The organism is Rhizobium sp. AN5 (genome assembly GCF_900215255.1).
Classification (GTDB): domain Bacteria; phylum Pseudomonadota; class Alphaproteobacteria; order Rhizobiales; family Rhizobiaceae; genus Agrobacterium; species Agrobacterium tumefaciens.
On sequence record NZ_OCMJ01000004.1, the window covers coordinates 208118 to 230418 of the forward strand.

Annotated in this window: 22 protein-coding genes; 11 read left to right on the forward strand and 11 right to left on the reverse strand. The window is 59.3% G+C overall.

What is annotated here, in order from left to right:
• Positions 1–18: 18 nt before the first annotated feature.
• Positions 19–780, forward strand: coding sequence for a transporter substrate-binding domain-containing protein (locus tag CRP02_RS13265; RefSeq protein WP_097101448.1), 762 nt, complete (start codon positions 19–21; stop codon positions 778–780).
• Positions 781–820: 40 nt separating this feature from the next.
• Here the strand turns inward: CRP02_RS13265 and uppX are convergent, their stop codons facing one another.
• Positions 821–2047, reverse strand: a complete 1227-nt coding sequence (gene uppX, locus CRP02_RS13270) for a Wzx-type polysaccharide biosynthesis protein UppX (RefSeq protein ID WP_236772363.1) — start codon at positions 2045–2047, stop codon at positions 821–823.
• Between the two features lie 350 nt (positions 2048–2397).
• Between uppX and uppY the strand changes: the two genes are divergently transcribed.
• Both uppY and CRP02_RS13280 read left to right on the forward strand, forming a co-directional pair.
• Entirely contained in the window at positions 2398–3693 is a 1296-nt protein-coding gene (gene uppY / locus CRP02_RS13275) for a Wzy-type polysaccharide biosynthesis protein UppY (protein WP_097172766.1), read from the forward strand.
• A gap of 27 nt (positions 3694–3720) precedes the next feature.
• Positions 3721–4473 carry a polysaccharide deacetylase family protein gene (locus tag CRP02_RS13280; RefSeq protein WP_097171447.1) on the forward strand — a complete coding sequence of 251 codons (753 nt, stop codon included), beginning with the start codon at positions 3721–3723 and terminating at the stop codon, positions 4471–4473.
• A 74-nt stretch (positions 4474–4547) separates the two neighbouring features.
• On the opposite strand, the gene CRP02_RS13285 is transcribed toward CRP02_RS13280, so the two are convergent.
• Positions 4548–5198, reverse strand: coding sequence for a helix-turn-helix transcriptional regulator (locus CRP02_RS13285; protein WP_003514944.1), 651 nt, complete (start codon positions 5196–5198; stop codon positions 4548–4550).
• A 111-nt stretch (positions 5199–5309) separates the two neighbouring features.
• A complete protein-coding gene (locus CRP02_RS13290; protein ID WP_097101453.1) occupies positions 5310–5960 on the reverse strand; it encodes a response regulator in 651 nt (216 codons plus the stop codon).
• 244 nt (positions 5961–6204) lie between these two features.
• Here CRP02_RS13290 and CRP02_RS13295 point away from each other — a divergent pair, with 244 nt between their 5' ends.
• Both CRP02_RS13295 and CRP02_RS13300 read left to right on the forward strand, forming a co-directional pair.
• On the forward strand, positions 6205–6558 hold the full coding sequence (locus tag CRP02_RS13295; protein WP_097171448.1) for a DUF952 domain-containing protein: 354 nt from the start codon (positions 6205–6207) through the stop codon (positions 6556–6558).
• Positions 6558–7649 carry a quinone-dependent dihydroorotate dehydrogenase gene (locus CRP02_RS13300; protein WP_097171449.1) on the forward strand — a complete coding sequence of 364 codons (1092 nt, stop codon included), beginning with the start codon at positions 6558–6560 and terminating at the stop codon, positions 7647–7649. Before CRP02_RS13295 ends, CRP02_RS13300 begins: the two co-directional genes overlap by 1 nt.
• 81 nt (positions 7650–7730) lie before the next feature.
• Here the strand turns inward: CRP02_RS13300 and CRP02_RS13305 are convergent, their stop codons facing one another.
• Positions 7731–8228 carry a CAP domain-containing protein gene (locus CRP02_RS13305; RefSeq protein ID WP_013635432.1) on the reverse strand — a complete coding sequence of 166 codons (498 nt, stop codon included), beginning with the start codon at positions 8226–8228 and terminating at the stop codon, positions 7731–7733.
• A 1-nt stretch (position 8229) separates the two neighbouring features.
• Entirely contained in the window at positions 8230–8496 is a 267-nt protein-coding gene (locus CRP02_RS13310) for a DUF6460 domain-containing protein (protein WP_003514949.1), read from the reverse strand.
• 168 nt (positions 8497–8664) lie between these two features.
• Between CRP02_RS13310 and CRP02_RS13315 the strand changes: the two genes are divergently transcribed.
• From CRP02_RS13315 to CRP02_RS13325, 3 genes are all read left to right on the forward strand, one after another.
• Positions 8665–9606, forward strand: a complete 942-nt coding sequence (locus CRP02_RS13315) for a class I SAM-dependent DNA methyltransferase (protein ID WP_179784014.1) — start codon at positions 8665–8667, stop codon at positions 9604–9606.
• 134 nt (positions 9607–9740) lie between these two features.
• Positions 9741–10352, forward strand: a complete 612-nt coding sequence (locus CRP02_RS13320) for a YitT family protein (RefSeq protein ID WP_025592410.1) — start codon at positions 9741–9743, stop codon at positions 10350–10352.
• A 73-nt stretch (positions 10353–10425) separates the two neighbouring features.
• The gene (locus CRP02_RS13325) at positions 10426–11067 is read left to right on the forward strand and encodes a YitT family protein (RefSeq protein WP_097171450.1); all 642 of its coding nucleotides are present in this window, start codon (positions 10426–10428) and stop codon (positions 11065–11067) included.
• A gap of 26 nt (positions 11068–11093) precedes the next feature.
• Here CRP02_RS13325 and CRP02_RS13330 read toward each other — a convergent pair whose 3' ends face one another.
• Both CRP02_RS13330 and CRP02_RS13335 read right to left on the reverse strand, forming a co-directional pair.
• A complete protein-coding gene (locus CRP02_RS13330; RefSeq protein WP_065658364.1) occupies positions 11094–11555 on the reverse strand; it encodes a carboxymuconolactone decarboxylase family protein in 462 nt (153 codons plus the stop codon).
• A gap of 101 nt (positions 11556–11656) precedes the next feature.
• A complete protein-coding gene (locus CRP02_RS13335) occupies positions 11657–12160 on the reverse strand; it encodes an RrF2 family transcriptional regulator (protein WP_097101461.1) in 504 nt (167 codons plus the stop codon).
• Between the two features lie 50 nt (positions 12161–12210).
• Here CRP02_RS13335 and CRP02_RS13340 point away from each other — a divergent pair, with 50 nt between their 5' ends.
• Positions 12211–14802, forward strand: coding sequence for a ligase-associated DNA damage response DEXH box helicase (locus CRP02_RS13340; protein WP_323455364.1), 2592 nt, complete (start codon positions 12211–12213; stop codon positions 14800–14802).
• A gap of 34 nt (positions 14803–14836) precedes the next feature.
• Complete coding sequence (pdeM, locus tag CRP02_RS13345; RefSeq protein ID WP_097171451.1) at positions 14837–15565, forward strand: ligase-associated DNA damage response endonuclease PdeM; 729 nt, start codon at positions 14837–14839, stop codon at positions 15563–15565.
• 18 nt (positions 15566–15583) lie between these two features.
• On the opposite strand, the gene CRP02_RS13350 is transcribed toward pdeM, so the two are convergent.
• From CRP02_RS13350 to podJ, 4 genes are all read right to left on the reverse strand, one after another.
• On the reverse strand, positions 15584–16021 hold the full coding sequence (locus CRP02_RS13350) for a universal stress protein (protein WP_097101465.1): 438 nt from the start codon (positions 16019–16021) through the stop codon (positions 15584–15586).
• A gap of 160 nt (positions 16022–16181) precedes the next feature.
• Positions 16182–17006 (reverse strand): TIGR02186 family protein, encoded by an 825-nt coding sequence (locus tag CRP02_RS13355; RefSeq protein ID WP_013635439.1) that lies wholly within the window; start codon positions 17004–17006, stop codon positions 16182–16184.
• Positions 17003–17929 carry a sulfite exporter TauE/SafE family protein gene (locus CRP02_RS13360; RefSeq protein WP_003514964.1) on the reverse strand — a complete coding sequence of 309 codons (927 nt, stop codon included), beginning with the start codon at positions 17927–17929 and terminating at the stop codon, positions 17003–17005. The genes CRP02_RS13355 and CRP02_RS13360 overlap by 4 nt, the downstream gene beginning before the upstream one ends.
• Before the next feature lie 263 nt (positions 17930–18192).
• Positions 18193–21966: a cell division protein PodJ gene (gene podJ, locus CRP02_RS13365; protein WP_097171452.1), complete on the reverse strand. Its 3774-nt coding sequence runs from the start codon at positions 21964–21966 to the stop codon at positions 18193–18195.
• Between the two features lie 131 nt (positions 21967–22097).
• On the opposite strand from podJ, the gene CRP02_RS27525 reads away from it, so the two are divergent.
• A complete protein-coding gene (locus CRP02_RS27525; protein WP_179784015.1) occupies positions 22098–22262 on the forward strand; it encodes a hypothetical protein in 165 nt (54 codons plus the stop codon).
• Positions 22263–22301 lie beyond the last annotated feature (39 nt).

Genomic DNA, 22301 nt, shown 5'->3' on the forward strand with positions numbered 1-22301 from the left:
CTCTCGGACAGAAACCGCATGCCGGTGCTGTTTGATGCGCAGGAGCGGTTTCCGGGTGGCGATCTGTCCTCCGTGCCCCGGATCAGGTTTTTGATGTCGGTCGATTTCCCACCCTTCAATTTTACCGATCAGGAAGGCCGGCTTGCCGGTTTTCATGTCGATCTGGTGCGCGAAATCTGCGCCCAGCTGAAGGTTGAGAGCAAATGCCAGGTGCAGGCACTGCCGTTCGACGAGCTGGAGGCAGCGCTGGAAATGGGAGAGGGCGAAGCGGTGATTTCCGGTATCGCCACCACCGCCGATCTGCGCAAGAGTTTCACCTTCTCGCGACCCTATCTGCTGTTGCCCGCGCGTCTTGCCGTCAACAAGGCGGCGAAATTCACTGGCTCCGGCGCAGATGCCCTGTCGGGAAAGAAGGTGGGTGTGGTCACAGGCTCACGGCACGAACAGATGCTCAAGGCATTTTTTCCCAAAGCCGCGGCCGAAGGCTTTAATGGCTACGAACCCATGTATGAGGCGTTGAAGACGGGCAAGGTGGACGCCGTTTTTGCGGATGGGCTGCGCCTGCCTTTCTGGGTTTCGGGAAGCACGTCCGGTGGTTGCTGTGCGCTTTTCGGCGGGCCTTATTTATCCGACAGATTTCTTGGCGAAGGCCTTTCCATCATGGCAGTTGATCCGGACGATGTGCTTGTACCGGCCTTTGATCAGGCGCTTGCCGCACTTTCGCGCAATGGCCGGCTGGAGGAAATCTACCGGCGTTATTTCCCCTACGGGCTTTATTAGAGAAATCCGGTTTCACTCGTATCGGTGCCCGGATGACGTTCTATTTGGCGGCCGCAAAGGCTTCTTCGTTGCGCCTTAATCGCAAAAGCGCGATCCAAACGGCGGCGGCGATGGCGGCTTCCACGAAGAAATAGCTGCCGATCGTTCCCGAAATGCTGAAGGACCACGTGAGGAAGGCGACGATGACGGAGCCGATGAGATTGCCGCTGTTCCATATCTTGGCGCGAATATCCTGCCGTCCGGATGCTCCAAGCGCCTCAAGCGCGGTCGCCGCAACGGCCATCGGCAGCACGACCCAGCAAAGTATACGGGTGATGATCGGCAGCGAGACGTATTCGTCGCCGAACAATAGCGGCAGGAAGGGTGCGATGATGAAGATGACCAGCGCGCTGCCGACTGCGATGACAAGCGCTGCCTTCAGCACATTATAGGCGCGCTCTATGGTCTTTCCGATACCCTGCAAGGCGGCTGAGGCCGACCCCGGATAGATCAGCCGGTTGAGAGCCTCGACGGAGAGGTAGGAGCTGTCGAGAATCCGCCGGGCAATGGAGTAGCTGCCCAGAACCTCGGCGCTGGCAACGGCACCGAGAACGAGAATATCGGCATTGCCACGCACGGCCTTGAACAGGAACTGGGTGGAAAACAGGATGCCGATGCGGATTTCATCGCGAACGATCCGGAAGACCGGCCGACCGAGCCTGCCGATCGCCTTCAGCGAAATCACTGCCGCAATCGTATGGGCAGCCAGGTTCCACAGGGCCCAGGCCTCCACCGTCTCCACCTTGAAGATGAGACAGGCGACCACGGCGGCAATTGTGCGGGCGACGGCGAACATCACTTCCAGCTTGTTGGCGGAGGCGAAGTCGGAATGGGCGATGAAGCTTTGGGTGGAAAGCGAAATGACTTTCAAAAGGATGAGGTTCGTCACCAGGATCACGAAAGTGGTGATGAGGGTATGCAGCAATGTTTCCGACGTCGGGAAAAACACCGGGATCGTGACCATGCCGATGATGGTCAGCACAATGCCGGTCGCGGCGCTCAAGAGATAGCTGTGGCCGAGCATCACGGGAAACATGCTGCGATCCTGCGCCACGCGGCGGATCAGCGATTCCTGCGAACCGAAACCACAAATCTGTACGCCGAGATTGGTCACGGCCGTGATCGAGGCATAGAGCGCGAATTGTTCCACGCCGAGATGGCGGGCAAGCAGGGCGAAGGTCAAAAGCTGGGCGGCGCTGGACATCAAAAGCGCCCCGCCGGATGCCATATAGGTCAATCCCAGTCTGACTAGATGGCTGAACCGCGGCGTATTCAACGACACCTTATTCTCCGTGCTTTCCGGCGTCGCCGGGAGAATTCAAAATAACTGCCGTGTTTTTAAAGTTGATGAACTGAAAAACCCGGCAAGGGGGCAATAATTCGAAGGCCGTTGACCTCTATGAATGGCAGTTGCCCAGTCTTAGCCTTCTTGAGGTAAGAGAGGGTTAAAGCAATTGTATAATAATGATGATAATGACTGTTATGGTTATTTGGACATGGCCCGGTTTCAAAGAGGGTTTCGTTGTTCGTCACAAGGCAGGCCAATGATCCGATTATCCTTTTTCGATGTGGCCGACGATGCCGCCTTTTACTGATACGCAGTCCATTCCTGTACAAAGCAACAGCATGTCGCTTACGGGCGGCCGTCGCGACGCGATTTTTTTCGTCGTCACGATGCTTTATATCTGGATTTCCGTTGCGCCTTTCGAAAATCTTGCGGCTGCACCCGTGCCGCACGCCGCCGCAAACCAGCTGACCGGGCTGGTGATTGCGCTGATGCTGGGTGTTTTTGCCCTGCGTCATCGGCTGACGGGGCTTTTGTTGCGGCCGCGTCTGCCCATTCTGATGTTGTTTTCCTGGCTGGTTATTTGTTCGGTGCTTGGCTCCCAGCCCGGCACTTCGCTGCAACGTTTGCTCTTTACGGGCCTTCTGTGCTTCATCACCAGCGTCCTCGTCGTCATGCCGCGCGACAGGCGGCAGTTCGACCGGATGATGGCCATTTTCGCCGTCATCCTGCTGGCGCTCTGCTACTTCGGGGTGATCTTCCTGCGCTCGCGCTCGATCCACCAGCCCTACGATCTCGATGAAACGGCGCTCGCCGGCGATTGGCGCGGTATCTTCAATCACAAGAATGCCGCCGCTCCGGCCATGATCATTCTCGTCATGATCGGGCTTTACCTGCGCAATAGCTGGTCGACGGTTGGCGGCATTGTCATCACGCTCCTGGCAGGGTTCTTCCTCTGGAAAACCAACGGGAAAACCGCAGCGATGCTGTTGCCCGTCACTGTCGCGCTGGTCTGGGTCATGGAAAGACATGCCGGTCGGACACTGCTGATGATCGGAGGTCTTCTGGCTTTCCTCAACATCCTCGCGGTCGGCTCCACCTATTTTCCGAGCATACGGCATGTGGTCGATAGTCTGGGGATCGATTCCACCTTCACCGGCCGAACGGATATATGGCGCCTGTCCTTCGACACGTTTGCGCAATCGCCGATCTTCGGGCAGGGTTTTCAGGCATTCTGGACGAGTGACCGGCTTCTGGCGCAGGCCGATACTGCCGGCACCTGGGCGGTCACCGCCTTCCATGCCCATAACGGCTTTGTCGAAAGCCTGCTGAATGGCGGCCTGCCGGCCTTTATTCTCATCGTCATATGGCTCGTCATTATACCCGCAAACGATTTTCGTATAGCTGTGAACAAGGGTACCGATCCGGCATTAACGCGGCTTTTTGCACGAATTTGGGTGTATGCACTGCTTTCTTCGTGTCTTGAGAGTAATTTCTTTACCGGAACCGGGCCTATCTGGTCTTCTCTACTGATTGCAATCTATTGTTTGAGGCATCAGGCGTACGACATACTTGAGCAGGGGCAGTAATTTGCAGACAGGCCGGGGGGCTTATGCATGACACAAAAAATCGGGACATTTGCAGACAGGATCAATAACCGGCTGGTGCAGTACTTTCCAGGACCGGCGGCGCTGATCAAAACGTCCGAATCAATCGTCTCCTTCACATTCGATGATGTGCCGGCGACCGCCTGGACGAAGGGCGCGCGCATTCTGGAAAGCGAGGGTGTTCGCGGGACATTTTATCTCGCAGGTACTTTTATCGACAAGCACTATGAACAGCAGGACATGATTTCAACCGACGGCTGTTCGGAACTTGCAGCGGCCGGCCACGAGCTTGCCTGCCATACTTTTTCCCATCGTAAACTCTCGAGCTTTTCGCGGCGCGGGCTTGAAGAGGATATTGATCGCAACGAAACCGTACTGGGATCGTTCGCCGAAAATCGTGGCAGGCGGAATTTCTCCGTTCCTTTCGGCATGGCCTCGCCCGTCATGCAACCCCTGTTGCGACGAAGGTTCAAGACCGCTCGCGGCATCATGCCTGGCATCAACCGGGGCAGCATCGATCCGTACAATCTTGCCGGGGTGGAGTTGCGCGCGGATCAAAACTATCTCGATGCCGCCGATCGCTGGCTCGAGGACGTTTTGCAAAATGGCGGCTGGCTCATCATTTTCACCCATGATGTTTCGCAGACACCGAGCTTTTACGGTTGCCCGGAAGACAAACTTCAGAGCCTTGTGCGCAGGGCAGCGTCCGGCGGCGCGAAGATCATGACGGTTGATGCCGCTGCGACGTCACTCGGTCTGTAAAGTGATAGTATCGGCGCCTGCTCTCTGAGTTGTGCCCGGGCAAGTAGGACGCCTGTCTTCGCAATGGCGGGTGTCTATTGGCTGGCCCAGATGATGCGGGCGATCCATTCCACATCGGCCATGTCGAAGCTGCGGTTCGGATGTTCGGGATTGAGCGAAAGAAGCTCGATATTCTTGGGGCTTTGCCGCGCCAGCACCTTGGCCATCACTTCGCCGTCTCGGCTTTTCAGTACCACGCGGTCGCCGCGCCGCACCTGCGCGCCCGGCTCCACGATCAGGATATCGCCGTCGCGGTAAAGCGGCATCATGCTTTCGCCCTGTACTTCCAGCGCGTAGACGCCCTGCTTGCGTTCGGGAGAAGAGGGGAACTCCACCACATCCCAGCCTTGACCGGCCGGAAAACCGCCATCGTCGAAAAAGCCGCCGGAGCCCGCCTGCGCAAAACCGAGCAGGGGGATGGCATTGTCCGCACCTGAAGGCTGCATTGTCTGCGTCCTGCCGAAAGCATAACCAAAAAACTGGTCGACGCTTGCCCCCGTCGCCTCCAGCACCTTGGATACCGATTCCGTCGAAGGCCAGCGTTTGCGGCCATCCGGGCCGAAACGCTTCGATTTGTTGAACGAGGTGGGATCGAGACCGGCACGCTTCGCCAAGGCCGAAGGCGTCAGCTGGTGACGCTTGGCAAGCGTATCGATGGCGCTCCAGATCGTCTCGTGTGAAAGCATGATGAAAGCCCGCAGGTGGAGCCCGTGGCGGAAAAGCTCCTGTCGTTTACTCCACGGAATCTAGACCATATCCCGTCAGGAGTAAAGAAAAGAAAGGAATAAAATCCTTGATTACGCCACCATGGCCGATGTGTTTATCTTGGCGAGCTGGATCACCGCCTGCGTGCGGCTATCGACCTTGAGCTTCAGCAGGATCGCGGAGACATGCGCCTTGATGGTGGCTTCCGAAACATTCAGCGCATAGGCGATCTGCTTGTTCAGCAGGCCTTCGGCCAGCATGCCCAGAACCCGGCTCTGTTGCGGCGTCAGCGTTCGGAGCCGGCCGATGAGATCAGCCACATCAGGATCATGCTCCTTTTCGCCCTGACAGCTTGCCGGTATCCAGACGTCGCCTTCAAGAACCGCGCGAATGCCATCCCTGATATCGTCGATGCCCGAGGATTTGGAAATGAAACCGGAAGCGCCGAGTTCGATGGACCGGCGAACAGTGGTTGCGTCGTCCGTTGCCGAAACGATGACGATGGGCAGGCTGGAAAATTCCGCCCGCAGCGCCATCAGGCCTGAAAATCCGCTGACACCCGGCATGGCGAGGTCCAGAAGCATCAGATCGGCGTCGTTGCATGCCGTCGCGGCACTTCTGGCAGCCTCGAAATCCCCGGCTTCCATGATTGTCTGCTGCCCGTCGAGACCGGATACGGCCTGTTTGAGAGCACCGCGAAAAAGCGGGTGGTCGTCTGCGATGATAATGACAAGTTCCGACATTCTGGCCCCCTCCCAAGGGCGTTATGCGGTTCTTTGAAAGGTATGGTGCACTCCCGTTTGCCGGCAGTCTAGACTGCTTCCGGCTCCTCTGCTGAAAGGTTGCTCTAATCGGTTGCGTATTACAAGAAAAAGCTTGGGAACAGCCGTCACGGCAATAAAAATGCCGTGGAAACTGTGGACAATCGACCCGCTTTGCGGCAAACCGCCCAGACTGAAAAGCCTTGGAAAGCCTTCGGAGAGCCCCATGCAGGAAACGCCCGCGATCATTTATAAAATCGTGCCGGAGACGTTGTGGAATGCAGCCAGGGCACAAGGCGTCTTCGAAGGCGCTGCCATCGATCTGACGGACGGGTTCATTCATTTTTCAACGGCAAAGCAGGCGGCCGAGACTGCCGCCCGGCATTTTTCCGGCCAGACCGACCTGCTTCTGATCGCTGTTGATGGTGCAGCACTTGGCGACAAGCTGGTTTATGAACCCTCGAGAGGCGGCGATCTTTTCCCCCATCTCTATGCGTCTCTTCCCTTGACCGCCGTGCTTTGGGAAACGCCGCTTTCACTCGGCCATGATGGCCAGCACCAGTTTCCGGAGATTTTATGATGAGCGGATTATTTTCCTCAATCGGCCGCAAGGGCCTGTTTCTTGTCGATCCGGAAAAGGCACATGGCCTGTCTGTGGCGGCGCTGAAAAGCGGCTTTCTGCCCACCTGCATGGTGCCGCACGATCCGCGTCTGCAGCAGACCGTTGCAGGCCTCGTTTTCCCCAATCCGCTCGGCATGGCGGCGGGTTACGACAAGAATGCGGAAGTCCCGGGACCGCTTCTGAGGCTCGGTTTCGGCTTTACTGAAATCGGCACCGTCACGCCGCGTGGGCAATCCGGCAATCCCAAACCGCGCATCTTCCGTCTGGTTGAGGATGAAGGCGTCATCAACCGCCTCGGTTTCAACAATGAAGGCCATGCCGCAGCGCTGGAGCGCCTGAAGCAGGCGCAGCTACGCGGCATCGTTGGCGTCAATATCGGTGCCAACAAGGACAGCGAAGACCGCGTCGCCGATTATGTGCAGGGCATCGAGGCCTTTTATTCGGTCGCATCCTATTTCACCGTCAACATCTCTTCGCCCAATACGCCGGGTCTGCGTGACTTACAGGCGCGCGAAAGCCTCGCGGCACTTCTTGGCGCCGTGCTGGAGCGCCGCAGGGCAGAAGCCGAACGCTTTGGCAAACGCATTCCGATCTTCCTGAAGATCGCGCCCGATCTGACCGAGGAAGGGCTGGATGACGTGGCGGAAGAGGCGCTGGCCCATGATCTCGATGGCCTGATCGTCTCCAACACCACGCTCTCGCGTGAAGGCCTGCGGCCCGGTCCGCATAAAGGTGAGGCGGGTGGATTGTCCGGCAAGCCGTTATTCGAGCTTTCGACCACTGTTCTCGCCAAGATGCGCCGGCGCGTCGGCAGCAATCTGCCCATCATCGGCGTGGGTGGCGTTTCTTCGCCGGAAACGGCACTGGAAAAGGTAAGGGCAGGGGCCGATCTGGTTCAGCTCTATTCCTGCATGGTCTATGAAGGCCCCGGCCTGCCGTCGTCCATCGTCAAGGGCCTATCGAAGCTGGTCTCTCGCGAAGGTGTGCAGTCCATTCGTGATCTGCGCGACAGCACGGTCGACCGCTGGGCCGACCGCAAGCTTGGCTGAGGGTGACCTGAACGGTCGAGACGCTGCGTCGGTTAAGATGAGTGCTTATCGTGGTGGAGGGGGTTTTCGCCCCCCGTTATCTCAAGCGCACAGCACCATCGCCCAATAGGGCCGGTTGCGGCTTGCCGCATCATAGGCAACCGCGACGCCAAGGCCATTATATGGTCCGAGCATGTTTTCCAGATGATGTTTCGAGCCGATCCAGGCCTTGACGACACGCTCCACGCTGTCCTGCCCGGCCGCCACGTTTTCCGCTGCCGGTAGCGGCACATTGCCGTCCTTCATGCGGATGAGGAAACTGTCGGTCAGGCCGATCAGATGCGCCATCTTCTGCGCCTTGACCATGCGTCCGGCCTGATAAGCGGCCGCACCACTTGCCGCACTACTGAAGGAGAGCGGCGAAAGCCCCTTCGAGCGGCGCAACTCGTTGACCATTGGAAGCGCTGCCGCGGTCTCATCGCGGGTGCCTGACGGCATGCCCTTGTTTGTGGGCACGGAAACACAGGCGGAAAGAACGGAACCGGCGGAAATAAGCACGAAGCCGCGCCGCGTAAGCGTCTGGAAAGATGTGTCGGTCATGTCAGCGGCGATAGCTCAGGAGGCGCAGGATGATGAAAATGGGTATGACGATCGTCGCGCCAAGGATCAGATAGTCGCCGATTGCGCCAAGCGCGTGGAAACCGCTGCGCCACAGATCGACCACGAAGTCGCGCGCGCCATAGATGATATTCCATGGCGTCAATCCGAAGATCGCCATCAGAAAGCCGACGAGCAATGAAACCACCAGCAGCTTCACCACGGTGCGGGCCACCGTATCACCCAGCATTTTGTTGACCTCACCGGCCATCAGCAAGTCTCCTGTTTTGTCCTGACATATGAAGCACGCTGCTTCGATGCAAGTTTCGGCGCACTATATCGCGTCATATTCGCAATTCCATGAGTGCGCCATGAAATAGGACTTGAGTTTTTTTATGGCTTGATAAATGACAGCCGACATCTTCTCAGGAAATCTTGAATGGCCCCAAACCAGTTTTCTTCCGGTGACGTCATTGCCGACCGCCGGGCGGACTATGCCCGCATGTTGGCGGAGAGCGGTGACTATCCCGCCGCCGCCGAACTCATGGAACAGGCGCTTGAACTTGCGCCACGGTGGACGGCGGGCTGGTTTCGCTTCGGGGAATATCATGAAAAGGCGGGGGAAACGGACAACGCCGTGGCGGCTTACGAAAAAGTCGCCGAACTGGATACGGAAGGGCTGTTTGCAGCCGAACTGAAACTCGCGGTTCTCGGCGCCGCGGACACACCGGAGCAGCCGCCGAGCCGTTATGTGGAAGGGCTGTTCGACGATTATGCCGACCGTTTCGAAACGTCGCTCGTCGAGAAACTGGATTACAGCGTACCGCAAAAGCTGGCGGAGCTGATCGGCAAGGCGGCGGGAGGCGGCGTCTTCGACACCATTGTCGATATCGGCTGCGGCACCGGGCTTCTCGGTGTTGAAATCCGCTCCCTGGCAAGGCGGCTGGAAGGTTTCGATATTTCCCAGAACATGCTCGCCAAGGCGGAGGAAAAGGGACTTTACGACCATCTCGGCCAGGCCGATCTATCGCTGGAAGCTGACGCCTCGGGACTGTTCGCGCCGGCAATGCCGCACCACCGCGCTGGCCTGGTCGCTGCTGCCGATGTGATGATGTATCTCGGCAGTCTGGAAACCGTCATGCCCCTCGTTTCGGCCCTGCTTGCACCCTCCGGCTTCTTCGCCTTTTCTGTGGAGGACGCGGGGGATGAAGATGGTTTCGTGCTGCGGGAATCGCTGCGTTACGCACATTCGAAAGCTTATGTGATCGGCCTTCTGGAGCGGGCGGGCTTTTCTCTTATCGAAATCCGCAAAACCACCATTCGCAAGGATGCCGGAAAACCCCTTTCCGGCATTCTTTTTCTTGCCCGTTCCAAAGCCTGAACATTTCGTTTCTTGCCTTTTTCACGATAGGTCAGTCGTCCTTACGTATCCATCTTGATCGCGTGTTTGTTGCAGTGCAAAATGCGCGGAAACCTGAGGGAAAAAGCGTGAGCAGAACGAGAAGCGTTTACAGCATGTGGAGTTCGGATCCTGCCAAACATGCGCCGGTGGAAGACGTGCAGGGCATCGTCACCGGAGCTATCGTATCGGCGCTCGGTTTTTATCTGCTGAACAAGGTCGGCCTTTTGACCGGTGGCACCGCCGGCGTCGCCTTCCTCATTCACTATGCCTTCGGCATCAGCTTCGGCCTCCTGTTCTTCCTCGTCAATCTGCCCTTCTATTACCTCTCGTTCCGCCGCCTCGGCCTTGCCTTTTCCATCAAGACCTTCATTGCCATCGGTCTTGTTTCGGTGCTGACGGAAGTGGAAGCGCGCTGGATGGTCATTGACAGCATCAACCCGCTCTGGGCGGCGCTGCTCGGTGGCCTGCTCCTCGGTTACGGGTTGCTGGCGCTTTATCGCCATCGCGCCAGCCTCGGCGGCATCGGCATTCTGGCCATCTATATTCAGGATCGCTTCGGCATCCGCGCCGGTCTGATCCAGCTTGCCTTTGATGCTTTTGTGATGCTCTGCGCCTTCCTCGTCATCGATCCGGCCACCGTTATCTATTCGATTGTCGGCGCTTTCGTCCTCAACATGTTTCTCGCCATCAACCACCGCTCGGACAGATACATTGTTGTGCGCTGAATAAAGTACGCTTGAAATCTCTCGCGCTTGGGCGCAATAGCTCGGTCAAGGCCGGAAAATCAGGGGAACAGGCATGGGCGATACAACTACGCGCAAGCGCGTGAATATCTGGGCTTCCGCGCCCGATCGCCATTCGCTGCTGGAAGATGCCCAGGGCGTTCTCGCGGGCAGCATGCTGGTCTCGCTCGGCGTGACGCTGCTTTCCGCTGCGGGCCTCCTCACCGGGGGTGTGGTGGGTATTGCCTTTCTGGTGCATTATTCGATCGGCTTCAGCTTCGGCGCGGTGTTCTTCCTCGTCAATCTGCCGTTTTATTATCTCGCCTTCCGCCGTCTCGGCCTTGCCTTCACGGTCAAGACCTTTTGCGCCATTGCCATGACGGCGCTGCTTTCGGAATATATGCCGGGCTTCTTCGCTTTCGAAAGCATCAATCCCATCGCGGCCGCCCTTTTCGGCGGGTTGACGGTCGCGGCAGGCATGCTGGCATTGTTCCGCCATCGCACCAGCCTCGGCGGCTTCGGCATATTGGCGCTTTATCTCCAGGACCGTTTCGGCTGGCGCGCCGGTCTCGTCCAGCTCGCCTTCGATGGCATGGTGCTGGCCTGCTCATTCTTCGTGGCGACACCCTTCGTCATCCTCTGCTCCATCCTCGGCGCGCTGGTCATGAACTTGACACTTGCAGTTAACCACCGAAACGACCGCTACATCGCCATGTAACGGTCGTCCGGTGCGGGTAAAGCGGATCAGGCTGCTTTTGCTGCCGCTTCGACCGGGTGCTGCGAACGGAAGCCGACGGCGATGCGGTTCCAGGTGTTGATGGCACCGATGGCAACGGTGATCTTCACGATGTCCTCATCGGAGAAATGCGCCTTCAGGGCCTCGAAGGCGTCATCCGGAGCGCCGGTTTCGGCAATCTTCGTCACCGCATCCACCCAGCCGAGCAACGCCCGTTCCTGTTCGGTATATACGGGGGATTCCCGCCAAACGCTCATCAGGTTGATCCACTGTTCGGAAAGACCGTCGTGACGGCTTTCCTTCACATGCATGTCAACGCAGAACGCGCAGCCATTGATGATTGATGCGCGCAGCTTGATGAGGTGAACGAAGCGGCGCTCAAGGCCGCTGCTCTGGACGTAGGTTTCGAGCGCCATCACGGCTTTGAAGGCTTCGGGGGATGCTTTGGCATAGTTCAAACGGGTTTTCATGGGTCTCTCTCCATTGGTGGTTCAGTTTGAGGGGCATGTGTCATCGTTCCGGGAAGCTGCGAAGCTCTCCGGTAGTTCAGATGGTTGGGTCTTTTTAGGTTCTAGCGCGTCGCCGTCCTGCGCTCGTTCAGCTCCAGAAAGGCGCAGCCGCGTGCCGCAATACCGCCGTCGTCAGTGGCGGCAAGGTCGCCCAGAATGTCGGCCATGCTGGTTTTCGCGAGTTCGGCCCGATAGGCTTTCTCCGCCTTCAGCATCGCGGCGTTGATGCCGCAGGGCTTGGTGAAATAACGTCCCGGCAAGGGGTTCGGCCCGCGCTGGCGAATTTCCGCGCAGCGAAAGGCAGGCTGTGGTCCCTCCACGGCCAGAACGATATCAAGCAGGGTAATCTTGTCGGTTGTCCGGGCCAGACGATAACCGCCCTTCGGCCCCGGTACGGTGGAAACTATTCCGGCACCGGAAAGCAATTGCAGGTGCTTCAAGAGATAACTCGTTGAAACGCCATGGAATTCTGCCAGCGCCGCCGCCGAAAGCACGCCGCCTTCGGAAAGTCCCGCTAACATGCCTACGCTGTGAATGGCCTGTTCAACGCCGTCGCCGAGTTTCATCCGATTTGCTCACGTTTGGTTTGCTTTAGTATCGTGGATATTATTTATCCATGATTATGCATTCCTGTCAAGCGGCTCTGTTCCGCTCTTCTTTTTTCAAGGTTTCTCACTACCTTGAAGGCGTGAAACACGCTGAGTCTCCCATTTCCGGCACGCATGTCGGCACCTTGCCCCTTTCATTCCAGAAATGGTTTGCCGAAAAAGGGTGGTCCCCGCGCGCGCATCAATTGGAGCTGATGGCTCGGGCGCGTGGCGGCGAAAACATGCTGCTGATTGCACCGACGGGTGCCGGCAAGACGCTCGGCGGCTTCATGGCGTCGCTCACCGATCTTGCTGAACGCGGCAAGGTGCCGCCGGGCTCCGCCTTTGTCGGCGTGCACACGCTTTACATCTCGCCGCTCAAGGCACTTGCGGTGGATATCGAACGCAATCTCACCAAGCCTGTCACGGAAATGGGCCTGCCGATCTCAATCGAAACTCGCACCGGCGATACGCCGCAGGCAAAACGCCAGCGCCAGAAGGTCAAACCGCCCGATATTCTTCTGACAACGCCGGAACAGGTGTCGCTGCTGCTCGCCAACAAGGAAGCCGAGCGCTTTTTCCGCGACCTGAAATATGTGGTGCTGGATGAGCTGCACTCGCTCGTCACCTCCAAGCGTGGCCATCTGCTGTCGCTCGCGCTCGCGCGGGTGCGCAGGCACGCGCCGCATGTCCGCTTCATTGGCCTTTCCGCCACGGTAGCGGAGCCGATGGATTTGCGCCTTTACCTGGCACCTCAGGGGCAGGGAGAACCGCCCGCAGGTCTTATAACAGTGGAAGGCGGAGCCAAGCCAAACATCGCCATTCTGCAGACGGAGGAGCGTATTCCGTGGTCCGGCCATTCCGCGCGCTACGCCATGAAGGATTTGTATCCCGCTCTGAAGGCGCACCAGACGACGCTCATCTTCGTTAACACCCGCTCGCAGGCGGAACGGATTTTTCAGGAACTCTGGAATGTAAACGACGATAATCTTCCGATCGCCTTGCATCACGGTTCGCTGGATGCCGGACAGCGCCGCCGGGTGGAGGCCGCGATGGCTGAAAACAAATTGCGCGCCGTCGTCGCCACCTCCACGCTCGATCTCGGCATAGACTGGGGCGATGTCGATCTCGTCGTGCATGTCGGCGCACCGAAGGGGGCGAGCCGCCTTGCCCAGCGCATCGGCCGCGCCAATCACCGCATGGATGAGCCGTCAAAGGCAATCCTTGTTCCCGCCAACCGTTTCGAGGTGATGGAGTGCCGGGCCGCACTCGATGCGAACTATATCGGCGCGCAGGATACGCCCCCCATTGCCGAAGGCGCACTGGATGTTCTTGCCCAGCATGTGCTCGGTATGGCCTGCGCCGAACCTTTCGATGCGGATGATCTCTATCGTGAAGTGACCAGCGCTTCACCCTATGCCGATCTACCGCGTTCTACCTTCGACCGCGTCGTGGATTTCACCGCTACCGGTGGATACGCACTGCGCACCTATGAACGTTACGCCCGCATCCGCCAGATGAAGGACGGCCGCTGGCGTGTCTCCAATCCGGCGGTCGCGCAGCAATATCGCCTCAACCTCGGCACGATCGTCGAGGCTGCGGAACTCAATGTACGCATGGTCAAGCGCAATGCCAAGGGCTGGGTCGGACGCGGCGGCATGTCGCTCGGCAAGGTCGAGGAATATTTCCTCGAGCAGCTGGTGCAGGGCGATACCTTCCTGTTTGCTGGCAAGGTTCTGCGTTTCGAAGGCATCCGGGAAAATGAATGCCTGGTGTCGCAGGCCTTTTCGATGGACCCGAAGATACCCTCCTATGCCGGCGGCAAGTTTCCGCTTTCCACCTACCTTGCGGACCAGGTGCGCTCCATGCTGTCAGATCCCGCCCGCTGGCAGTCGCTGCCGGATCAGGTGCGCGACTGGCTGGCAATCCAGAAGGAAAAATCGATCATTCCCAAGCGCGACGAGCTGTTGGTCGAGACATTTCCATTCCGCAAACGCTTCTTCATGGTCATGTATCCTTTTGAAGGGCGGCTGGCCCACCAGACCCTCGGCATGCTTCTGACACGGCGGCTGGAACGGGCGGGCGCAAAGCCCATGGGCTTCGTTGCCACCGATTATTCGCTCGCCATCTGGGCCATGGAGGATATTGGCAGGCGGCTGAAATCCCGCCACCTGTCGTTGGCGGAACTTCTCGACGAGGACATGCTGGGCGACGATCTGGAGGCGTGGCTGGACGAATCCTTCATGCTGAAGCGGACCTTCCGCAACTGCGCCGTCATTTCCGGCCTCATCGAACGCCGCCATCCCGGCAAGGAAAAGACGGGCCGTCAGGTCACGGTCTCCGCCGATCTTATTTATGACGTTCTTCGCAGCCATGAGCCGGATCATATTCTGCTGGAGGCTACCAGACGCGACGCGGCCGCGGGACTTTTGGACATTGGCCGTCTTGGCGATATGCTGAAGCGAATCAAGGGTCACACCACCCATCGTGCACTGGAGCACGTCTCGCCGCTTGCCGTTCCTGTCATGCTGGAAATCGGCCGCGAGACGGTGGCGGGCGAGGCGATGGATCAGGTGCTGGCCGAGGCCGCAGACGAGCTTATCGCCGAAGCCATGTCCTGAAGCATCAAACCGGAATGAAGGAACGACCACAAAAGTGCTGAGCCGACTGACATTGAGCGACAGGTTTTCCAATGGCTTCGAATGCCTTGGCAGCGAAACCGCCATCAACGGCGTCGCTGCCTCGTGCGACCCGCTGGGTGGGCTTTACCTGCCCGATCTGTCGCTGCTGGTTGTCTCGGACCTGCATCTGGAAAAGGGTGCGGCCTTTGCCCGGCGCGGCCGTCTGCTGCCGCCCTATGACACCATCGCTACCCTCAAAATCCTGTCTTCCCTTGTCAGCCGTTACGATCCGAAGATCGTCGTCAGCCTCGGCGACAATTTCCACGATCGGGTCGGGTCCGAGCATCTGCCGCTTATGCTGCGCGAACTGATCCGCGAGATGGCCCGTGGCCGTGACTGGATATGGATCAACGGCAATCACGATCCGGATGGCACGGTCGATCTGCCGGGGTCTTCGGTGGATGAGATGTTTTATGGCAATCTCGTTTTCCGCCACGAGCCGAAGGTAGGAGATGCCGCGGGTGAAATCGCAGGCCATCTGCATCCCTCCGCCACTGTTCGCCGTCGCGAAAAGACGGTGCGGCGCCCCTGTTTCGCCACCGATGGTTCGCGCCTGTTGATGCCGGCCTTCGGGGTGATGAGCGGCGGGCTGGATTTGCGGCATAAGGCCATGCGCGGTCTCTTCGACCACGCTGCACTCGTCGCGCATCTGATGGGGCGGGACCGCATCTATTCGGTGCGGTTTTCAAATCTGCTCGGCTGAGCGCATCGTTCCGCCCGCCTATTGGCGATAGACCAGAACCGGTATCTTCGAGTTTTTCAGCACCTTGGCCGTAACGCTGCCGACAAGCAGCTCGACGAAGCTTCTGCGCCGGTGTGAAGCCATGGCGATGAGGTCGCAGCCGGTCCTGTTGGCGATTTCGACAATCGCCTCATCCGGCCGTCCCGCCCGCGCCAGCAGGGCTTCGCAATCCAGCCCCATCGATGCGGCGTGCGCCTGCGTATCTCTCAGAAAATGCTCCGCCTCCTCGCAACGGTGGAATTCCTCTTCGGCAATGGCGGCAATGTCCTCGACATCGCTGGCAATCACGTGAAAGGGTTCGGACACCGTCACGACGGTCACCTTTGCGCCTGCCTCTCTGGCGAGAGCGAACCCTTGGTCGATTGCGATCTGCGCCAGCGGCGAGCCATCGGTGGGAATGAGAATGTGCTTGAACATGACATTTCTCCTTTTCATCCCGGTCACAACCGCACTTGCCGCCATAAGCTGCGTGCGTGGTTGTAACGTCTTGAATTTTACCGCAAACCATTGAAGGAAGCGAACGCTATCTTTTACGCCGAAGACGAAAGACGCGCTCCTTTACGGGAATGAAAAACACTCAGTCCTTGCGGAAAATAATACTGGCACTCCAGCCCGTGACGACGGCGAGTAGAACGCACAGCGCGCCATAGGCAAGCGGTGTCTGATGCGCGGCATCGGTGATTGCCTGTTCCATGCCGGTTTTGACGACGCGCAGTTTCAGCTCGCGCTGGGCGATGAAATTGCCGCTCTTGAAGAGATAGGCACGGGCGGTATGCACGCCGTTCGGGACGTTGGCGGGCAGGCGCAGGGTTGCCCAGAACAGGCCGGTGCGTTCAAGCCGCACGCCGGTCGTGTCGTTGCGATAGATGCCGCTTGAAAGCCGCAGGCGCCGATAGGCCTCCTGAAAATCGAAAACATTGTCGGGTACGCCGGAAAACACCGCACTTTTGAGCGATAGATGTTCGACACCCAGCCCCATTGCCCGCAAGGTGCCAGGCGAAGCGACGGCGCTGATATCGCGCGTGCTGGCCATGGAATAGGATTCCGGCAGCGGTGTGAAGGTGATGGCGCTGGTATTGATCCAGATACCGGCCACGCGCTCCTTCTTGCGCACCGTCATGTAGTCGCTGGGGCCTTCAAGGGTGACGACGATATCATATTGGCCGATAGCGAGCAGCAACTGGTCGGTATTGTTGAGAGCGCCGAAAAGCGTGAAATCCGCGCCGCGAAAATCGGAGGTGATCGGAATCTCCGTCGTCGATGCGCCGATTTCGATATTTTCCTGCAAGGACCGCTGCTGTGTGCCGGGAGGCAGGGCAAGCGGCGGTGTCTGCGCCGACGCGGTAAAGGCAAGGCAGGAACCGATAAGCAGAAAGGCGCAAAGCAGCAGACGGTGGGTCAATAGCCTAACCCTCCGACGGCGACCGAAAACAGGTCTTCGGGGCGAACAACCAGTGCCACGGCAAGGCGAAGGGCGACTGCAAGCACTAGAAGCGCCAAAAGCGCGCGCAGCTGTTCGCCGCGCAGTTTCTGCCCCACGCGCACGCCATATTGCGCGCCGATGACGCCCGCGACCATCAGGATGAATGCCAGCACCACATCGACGGAATAGTTCGTCGCGGCCTGAACGATGGTCGTATAGGCGGTAACGAAAATGATCTGGAACAGCGAGGTCCCGACAACGACGTTGGTCGGAATACGCAGAAGATAGATCATGGCCGGCACCATGATGAAGCCGCCGCCGACACCCATGATCGAGGTCAGGATGCCGATACCGAAACCCAGCGTGACAACGGGAATGATGCTGAGATAGATCTTCGACTTCTTGAACCGCATTTTCAGCGGCAGGCGGTGAACCCAGTTGTGATGGCCGGGGCGGCGCAGCGTCACCGTCTCATTACGGGCAGCACGGCGCAGGGCGGAAATGCTCTCCTTCAGCATCAAGGTGCCGACAGTGCCGAGCAGGATGACGTAAAGCAGCGAAACGATGAGATCGAGCTGGCCGATGCTGCGCAGGAAGGAGAATATCCACACGCCGACCGTAGCCCCCACGAGACCGCCGACCAGCAGCACGCTGCCAAGCTTCACATCCAGCGTTCCGCGCCGGAAATGCGTGATCGAGCCGGAGACGGAAGAGGCCACCACCTGGTTTGCGCCCGTTGCCACGGCCACCACGGGCGGAATATTGTAAAAAATCAACAAGGGGGTGATGAGAAAACCGCCGCCCACGCCGAACATGCCGGAAAGAAAACCGACGGCCGCGCCCATGCCGAGAATGATGAAAATGTTCACCGACAGTTCTGCAATCGGCAGATAGACAGTCACGGCTCGGACCTCGGGCAAATGGTTCCGGGCGGCAGGGCTTGTCCGGGTGTGGGGCCGCGCCGCGATTTACATTTTCTGTCTGAAAAGACCGGGCATGCCCAGCCTTCATCCGTCATGCCCGCGAGGGTAAGACGTGTCAACATTCAACGGTAAATACGTTGATAATTTGGAAAGATAGCGATCAGGCGTGGGAGCAGCGCCACATTCCGGCGCCAAACTGTGGGGAAGCGGCCGAGGAGGCCGCCTCATCCGTTGCGAAACGGTTATTTGTTGCGGGCGAGCAGCGCTGTCACCAACTCGTTGGTGATGCGCCCGTCGGGCGTCTGGCCAACGGATTTCTGGAAATCCTTGATGGCGGTAACCGTGTTCTTGCCAAGCTTGCCGTCGGGCTGGCCGGCATCGAAACCGTTCTTGTTCAGGATCGCCTGAATGTTGCGGATCGCCTTTTCCATGTCCACGGAGGCGGTCTTTACGCCCTCCTTGCCGGCCCATTCCTCGGGCGGGTTGACACTGTTGGCGTCTTCCGAAAGCGGCTTGACCTTCCATGCGTCGGCTTTCGCACGCGCGCTCTGAAGCTGCTGCGGGTTCATCGCTCCCGCAACCTCGTCGCGCTTCTGGGCAGCGTCGGTGTCGCCATCCTTTGCCGCAATGGAGAACCACTTGTAGGATTCCTCGATATCCTGCTTCACGCCGCTTCCGCGTGCGTAGAGAATGGCAAGGTTGAACTGGCTGTCGCGGACGCCGAGTTCGGAAGCCTTGATGAACCATTGCGCGGCGGTGGTGAAATCCGGCTGGCCGGCCGCATCGGAGGCGAGCAGGACGGCGAGATTGTGCATGGCGCCTGCATTGCCCTGTTCCGCTGCCAGCGTGTAATAGCGCTTCGCTTCGGAAAGGTTGCGCTCGACGCCATTCGCCTTCTCGTAAAGGTTGGCGAGACGATATTGCGCGGGAGCAAGGCCGCGATCCGCAGCCAGCTTGTACCATTTCGCGGCTTCCGCGCGATCGGCGGCAAGGCCGCGACCTTCGGTGTAGCGTGCTGCGATCTCGTACAGCGCCTGCGTGTCGCCTTTCGATGCGGCTTCCGCCAGCGATGCCGGCTCGATACCGGCGGGAACTGCAATCGCGCCCTGGGCGGCGGCAGCCGTGGTAGCGGCCTGCACCGGTGCCTGCGGCTCACTCTGTGCGACAGTGCCTGATGTCGCCGCATCCACAGCGGGCGCATCGGCAACAGGCGGTTCATTGGCAAGCGGCGCGCCGCCAATGGTACGCGGATCGATAGTGTTTTCCGATGGTGCTGCGTTTTCGATGCTGTCGGCGGATGCCGCCTCCTGCGGATCGATAGCCAGTTCGGACGGAATGGTCACGGCCTTTTGGCCGGTCTCGGGAAGTGCGGAGACCGGAGCATCGCCCATCTTCTCTTCGATGACCGGTACCGGGGCTTCCGTGCCGCCCATCATCGTCTTGACAAGCGGCATGGCCATCATCGCAAGAAGAATGGCGCCGATGCCGAGCAGCAGCGGGCGACGATAACGTGAAAGCGCCGAAGCGTCGGGCTTGCGATTTTTCTTGCCGGTCTCAAGCTTCTCCGGCGTAGTTTCCATGGCGGCAGCCTGCGCTGCGCGACGGGCGGCGGCGATGAAATCCGTCCGGCCTTCTGCGTCCGCCGCCTTTCCGCTGGAAGCGACCTGGCTGGCGCGCACCCGTTCCAGTATTTTCTTGATGTCAGGCGCGCCAGAGCCGGGCTCCAGAAGTTCGTTCTCCTGGCCCGTGGGCAGCACGTCGATCGGATCGAGCGAGGGGGCGGGTTCCACCTGCGTGCGGGTGGTGGTTGCCGACACGGGTTCCTCTGCCGATTTGGCGGTCTTCGCCGTACCGGTTTTGAAACGCTTGGTCAGTCCGGCAAGCAGGCTCTTTTTCTCTGCTCTCGCGGGTTTTGCAGCGGCGGGCGGCACGATTGCCATCGCATCCGCGCCGTTTTCGCCGGCATCCCGCGTGTCTTCGAGAATAAGCTGTTCTTCGGCGATGTAGCCCTCTTGCGGGAAGATGGCGGCCGGCATGGCCACGTCTTCGCGGGCGGGCGTGATCATATGCTGCGCGACGTTGCGTGGCGCTGCCTCTTCGCGATAGGCGGGAGCGGGAGCGCGATTATCAAGGCTGTCCAGTCGGCCGGCAATCTGCACCAGCGTTTCGTGCAGCGCCTCGAAGGTGCGGTGCGTGCGTTCTTCCGTGTTACGGCTCAGTGCCTCGAGGCTGCGAAGATCGGTTGCAAGATCGGTCAGCATCGTCATATCGGCGAGGTTTGCGCCGGAGGAGACATTGTTGCGCGTAAAAGCGTCCAGAACGGCCTCGGCCGCCTGTCGAGCCGCTTCGATGATATATTCATCGTTGGACGCCATGTAGTCCTCGATCGCCGACATGCGGGCATCGAGTTCCGGCGACATGCCCGCCGGCTGGTGATGACCCGGCTGGCTGATTAGCGAGGAGAGATGGGCGATCTGATTTTCGAGGCTGAGCAAAGCGCCGCTGTCGGCGGGTGCGGCATGGGCGGTCTCGTCCAGACGGGCCGCGATATCGCCAAGCCGTTCTTCCAGGCGCGAAAAAGTGCCTTCGTTGAAACCAGCAATGGGCTGCGGCTGGCTGTAGCGATAGTCGAGGTCTTCGATGCGCCGAGAAAGCGTGTCGAGCCGTTCCGCCAGGCCGTCATTGACGGTGCCGTGATCCAGCGCGTCGATCTTGCGGGAAATGTCGCTGAGGAACGATGTCAGTTCCGCCTGCTGTGAGGGGCGCTGCGAACGCTCCAGAAGCAGGGAAAGCTGGTCCAGCCGCTCGTGCAGCTGTGCGGCGTCGCGCGCCGTGCTCAATTCGTCGATCTTGGCGGCCAGCGTTTCAAGACGGGCGGTGAGATCCACAGCAGGATCGGGCTTTGCGGCGGCAATACGGTTGATATCACCGAGCTGTTCGGCAAGGCCGTTCAGGCGGGTTTCCAGCCGCTGTGCCAGTGCGTTGTCGGTGGCCTGTGCATTGCTGGAGCGGGCGCCAGTGGCGGCAATGGCGCGGCTGATTTCATCCAGTCGCTGGTCCAGACCGGAAAACTGTTCGGTAAAGGCCGCCTCGTTCGGCTGCATATGCTTGCCGAGCTGCTCCACCGCGCTTGCGATGGTGATCAGCTTTTCCTCAAGCACACGCACGGCGGGATTGTTGCTCATGCCGCCGAGCTGGGTCTTGATGTCGTCGAGACGATAGGCGAGCGAGACGATTTCGTCCTGCAGCGAGGCAGTGTCGAAGCCGCGCAACGTGTCTTCCACGGTGTCCCAGCGACTTTCGATCCGATGCACGCTGTCTTCACGCGCAAGCTGGTCGATGGTGAGGCGCAGGTCATCGAATTCATTGCGCAGCCCGTAGGCATCCGGAGAGGCCAGATTGCCGAGCTGGTCGATGCTGCCGGCAAGCCTTGCAATATCGTCGCGCAGGTCGCCGATGAACTGCTGGTCTTCCGCGATCGCGCGAATATTGCGGATTTCGGCCCGCAGCCCTTGCGCTTCGCGCGCCACGCCCTCTGAGATATCGTGCTTCAGCTCATGCCGCAGGTTGACGAGCGCCTGCGCGATCTCCTGCAGGGCCGCGTCGTTTCGCTGCTGCTCCTGATAGGGCGGGATGGAGCGCGCGCGCGGTGCGGGGTTGGCCGCCGCGTTCTGCACGTCGTTCGGCCGGTATTCAGGCGCAAGCGGTCTGGTAATGGTTCGTTCCGGGCGTGCAACGGGCTCCTGCGGGCGCTGGAAGCTTGCCTCGAGCAGGCGCTGGCGCTGGCGGATTTCGTTGACGGGGTCGAGTTGCGGCGGGGTGACGGTGGCACGTGGCTCGCGCGGCGCGGCATGGGCCTCGTTTTTCGGCTCAGCTGTCGTGGCCCGAGGGTCGCGCGGAAATTTCTGGCTCATCAGCCCTTCGATGCGGGCTTCAAGGCCTTCAATGGTGCGATTGAGAGCATCAAGAGACGACCTGTCGCTCGGGCTTTGGTTTTTCGATCGCAATCCGTTCATCTTCTCGCTCGCTTCGCTTCCGTCCGGCGTGCCCGGTGTTTGTTGCAACGGCTACCCGCCTGATAATGCCGTCGCACAACATGCAGCAATTCTAGAGCCGGTATTTGCCCCCATGGAGGAAAATGCTTCGATTGACGAAGCAGTTACCTCGTGTCGGAGAATTCACGAAACGTGGTAAAGAAGTGGTTAACTATGGTTGGAATTTTTTAACTTTTGCGGCGCGTGACGTTTTTGCGTGGGGCTGGCCAAGCATTGCGCGGAAAAAGGGCCATGACATTCGACCGGAATTTATTTGACGTTTACGCGCACGTCAAATATTGTCATCCCATATCGGC

Excerpts from the sequence above, each read along its gene's own strand:
- uppY (WP_097172766.1), top strand. The coding sequence starts at position 2,398 with ATGCCGCCTTTTACTGATACGCAGTCCATTCCTGTACAAAGCAACAGC.
- CRP02_RS13335 (WP_097101461.1), bottom strand. The coding sequence starts at position 12,160 with ATGAAACTCGGCGACGGCGTTGAACAGGCCATTCACAGCGTAGGCATG.
- CRP02_RS13295 (WP_097171448.1), top strand. The coding sequence starts at position 6,205 with ATGCAGGAAACGCCCGCGATCATTTATAAAATCGTGCCGGAGACGTTG.
- CRP02_RS13340 (WP_323455364.1), top strand. The coding sequence starts at position 12,211 with ATGATTATGCATTCCTGTCAAGCGGCTCTGTTCCGCTCTTCTTTTTTC.
- CRP02_RS13315 (WP_179784014.1), top strand. The coding sequence starts at position 8,665 with ATGGCCCCAAACCAGTTTTCTTCCGGTGACGTCATTGCCGACCGCCGG.
- CRP02_RS13325 (WP_097171450.1), top strand. The coding sequence starts at position 10,426 with ATGGGCGATACAACTACGCGCAAGCGCGTGAATATCTGGGCTTCCGCG.
- CRP02_RS13265 (WP_097101448.1), top strand. The coding sequence starts at position 19 with ATGCCGGTGCTGTTTGATGCGCAGGAGCGGTTTCCGGGTGGCGATCTG.
- CRP02_RS13320 (WP_025592410.1), top strand. The coding sequence starts at position 9,741 with ATGTGGAGTTCGGATCCTGCCAAACATGCGCCGGTGGAAGACGTGCAG.
- CRP02_RS13330 (WP_065658364.1), bottom strand. The coding sequence starts at position 11,555 with ATGAAAACCCGTTTGAACTATGCCAAAGCATCCCCCGAAGCCTTCAAA.
- CRP02_RS13350 (WP_097101465.1), bottom strand. The coding sequence starts at position 16,021 with ATGTTCAAGCACATTCTCATTCCCACCGATGGCTCGCCGCTGGCGCAG.
- podJ (WP_097171452.1), bottom strand. The coding sequence starts at position 21,966 with ATGAACGGATTGCGATCGAAAAACCAAAGCCCGAGCGACAGGTCGTCT.
- CRP02_RS13290 (WP_097101453.1), bottom strand. The coding sequence starts at position 5,960 with ATGTCGGAACTTGTCATTATCATCGCAGACGACCACCCGCTTTTTCGC.
- CRP02_RS13305 (WP_013635432.1), bottom strand. The coding sequence starts at position 8,228 with ATGACCGACACATCTTTCCAGACGCTTACGCGGCGCGGCTTCGTGCTT.
- CRP02_RS13280 (WP_097171447.1), top strand. The coding sequence starts at position 3,721 with ATGACACAAAAAATCGGGACATTTGCAGACAGGATCAATAACCGGCTG.
- CRP02_RS13285 (WP_003514944.1), bottom strand. The coding sequence starts at position 5,198 with ATGCTTTCACACGAGACGATCTGGAGCGCCATCGATACGCTTGCCAAG.
- CRP02_RS13300 (WP_097171449.1), top strand. The coding sequence starts at position 6,558 with ATGAGCGGATTATTTTCCTCAATCGGCCGCAAGGGCCTGTTTCTTGTC.
- CRP02_RS13310 (WP_003514949.1), bottom strand. The coding sequence starts at position 8,496 with ATGGCCGGTGAGGTCAACAAAATGCTGGGTGATACGGTGGCCCGCACC.
- uppX (WP_236772363.1), bottom strand. The coding sequence starts at position 2,047 with ATGGCATCCGGCGGGGCGCTTTTGATGTCCAGCGCCGCCCAGCTTTTG.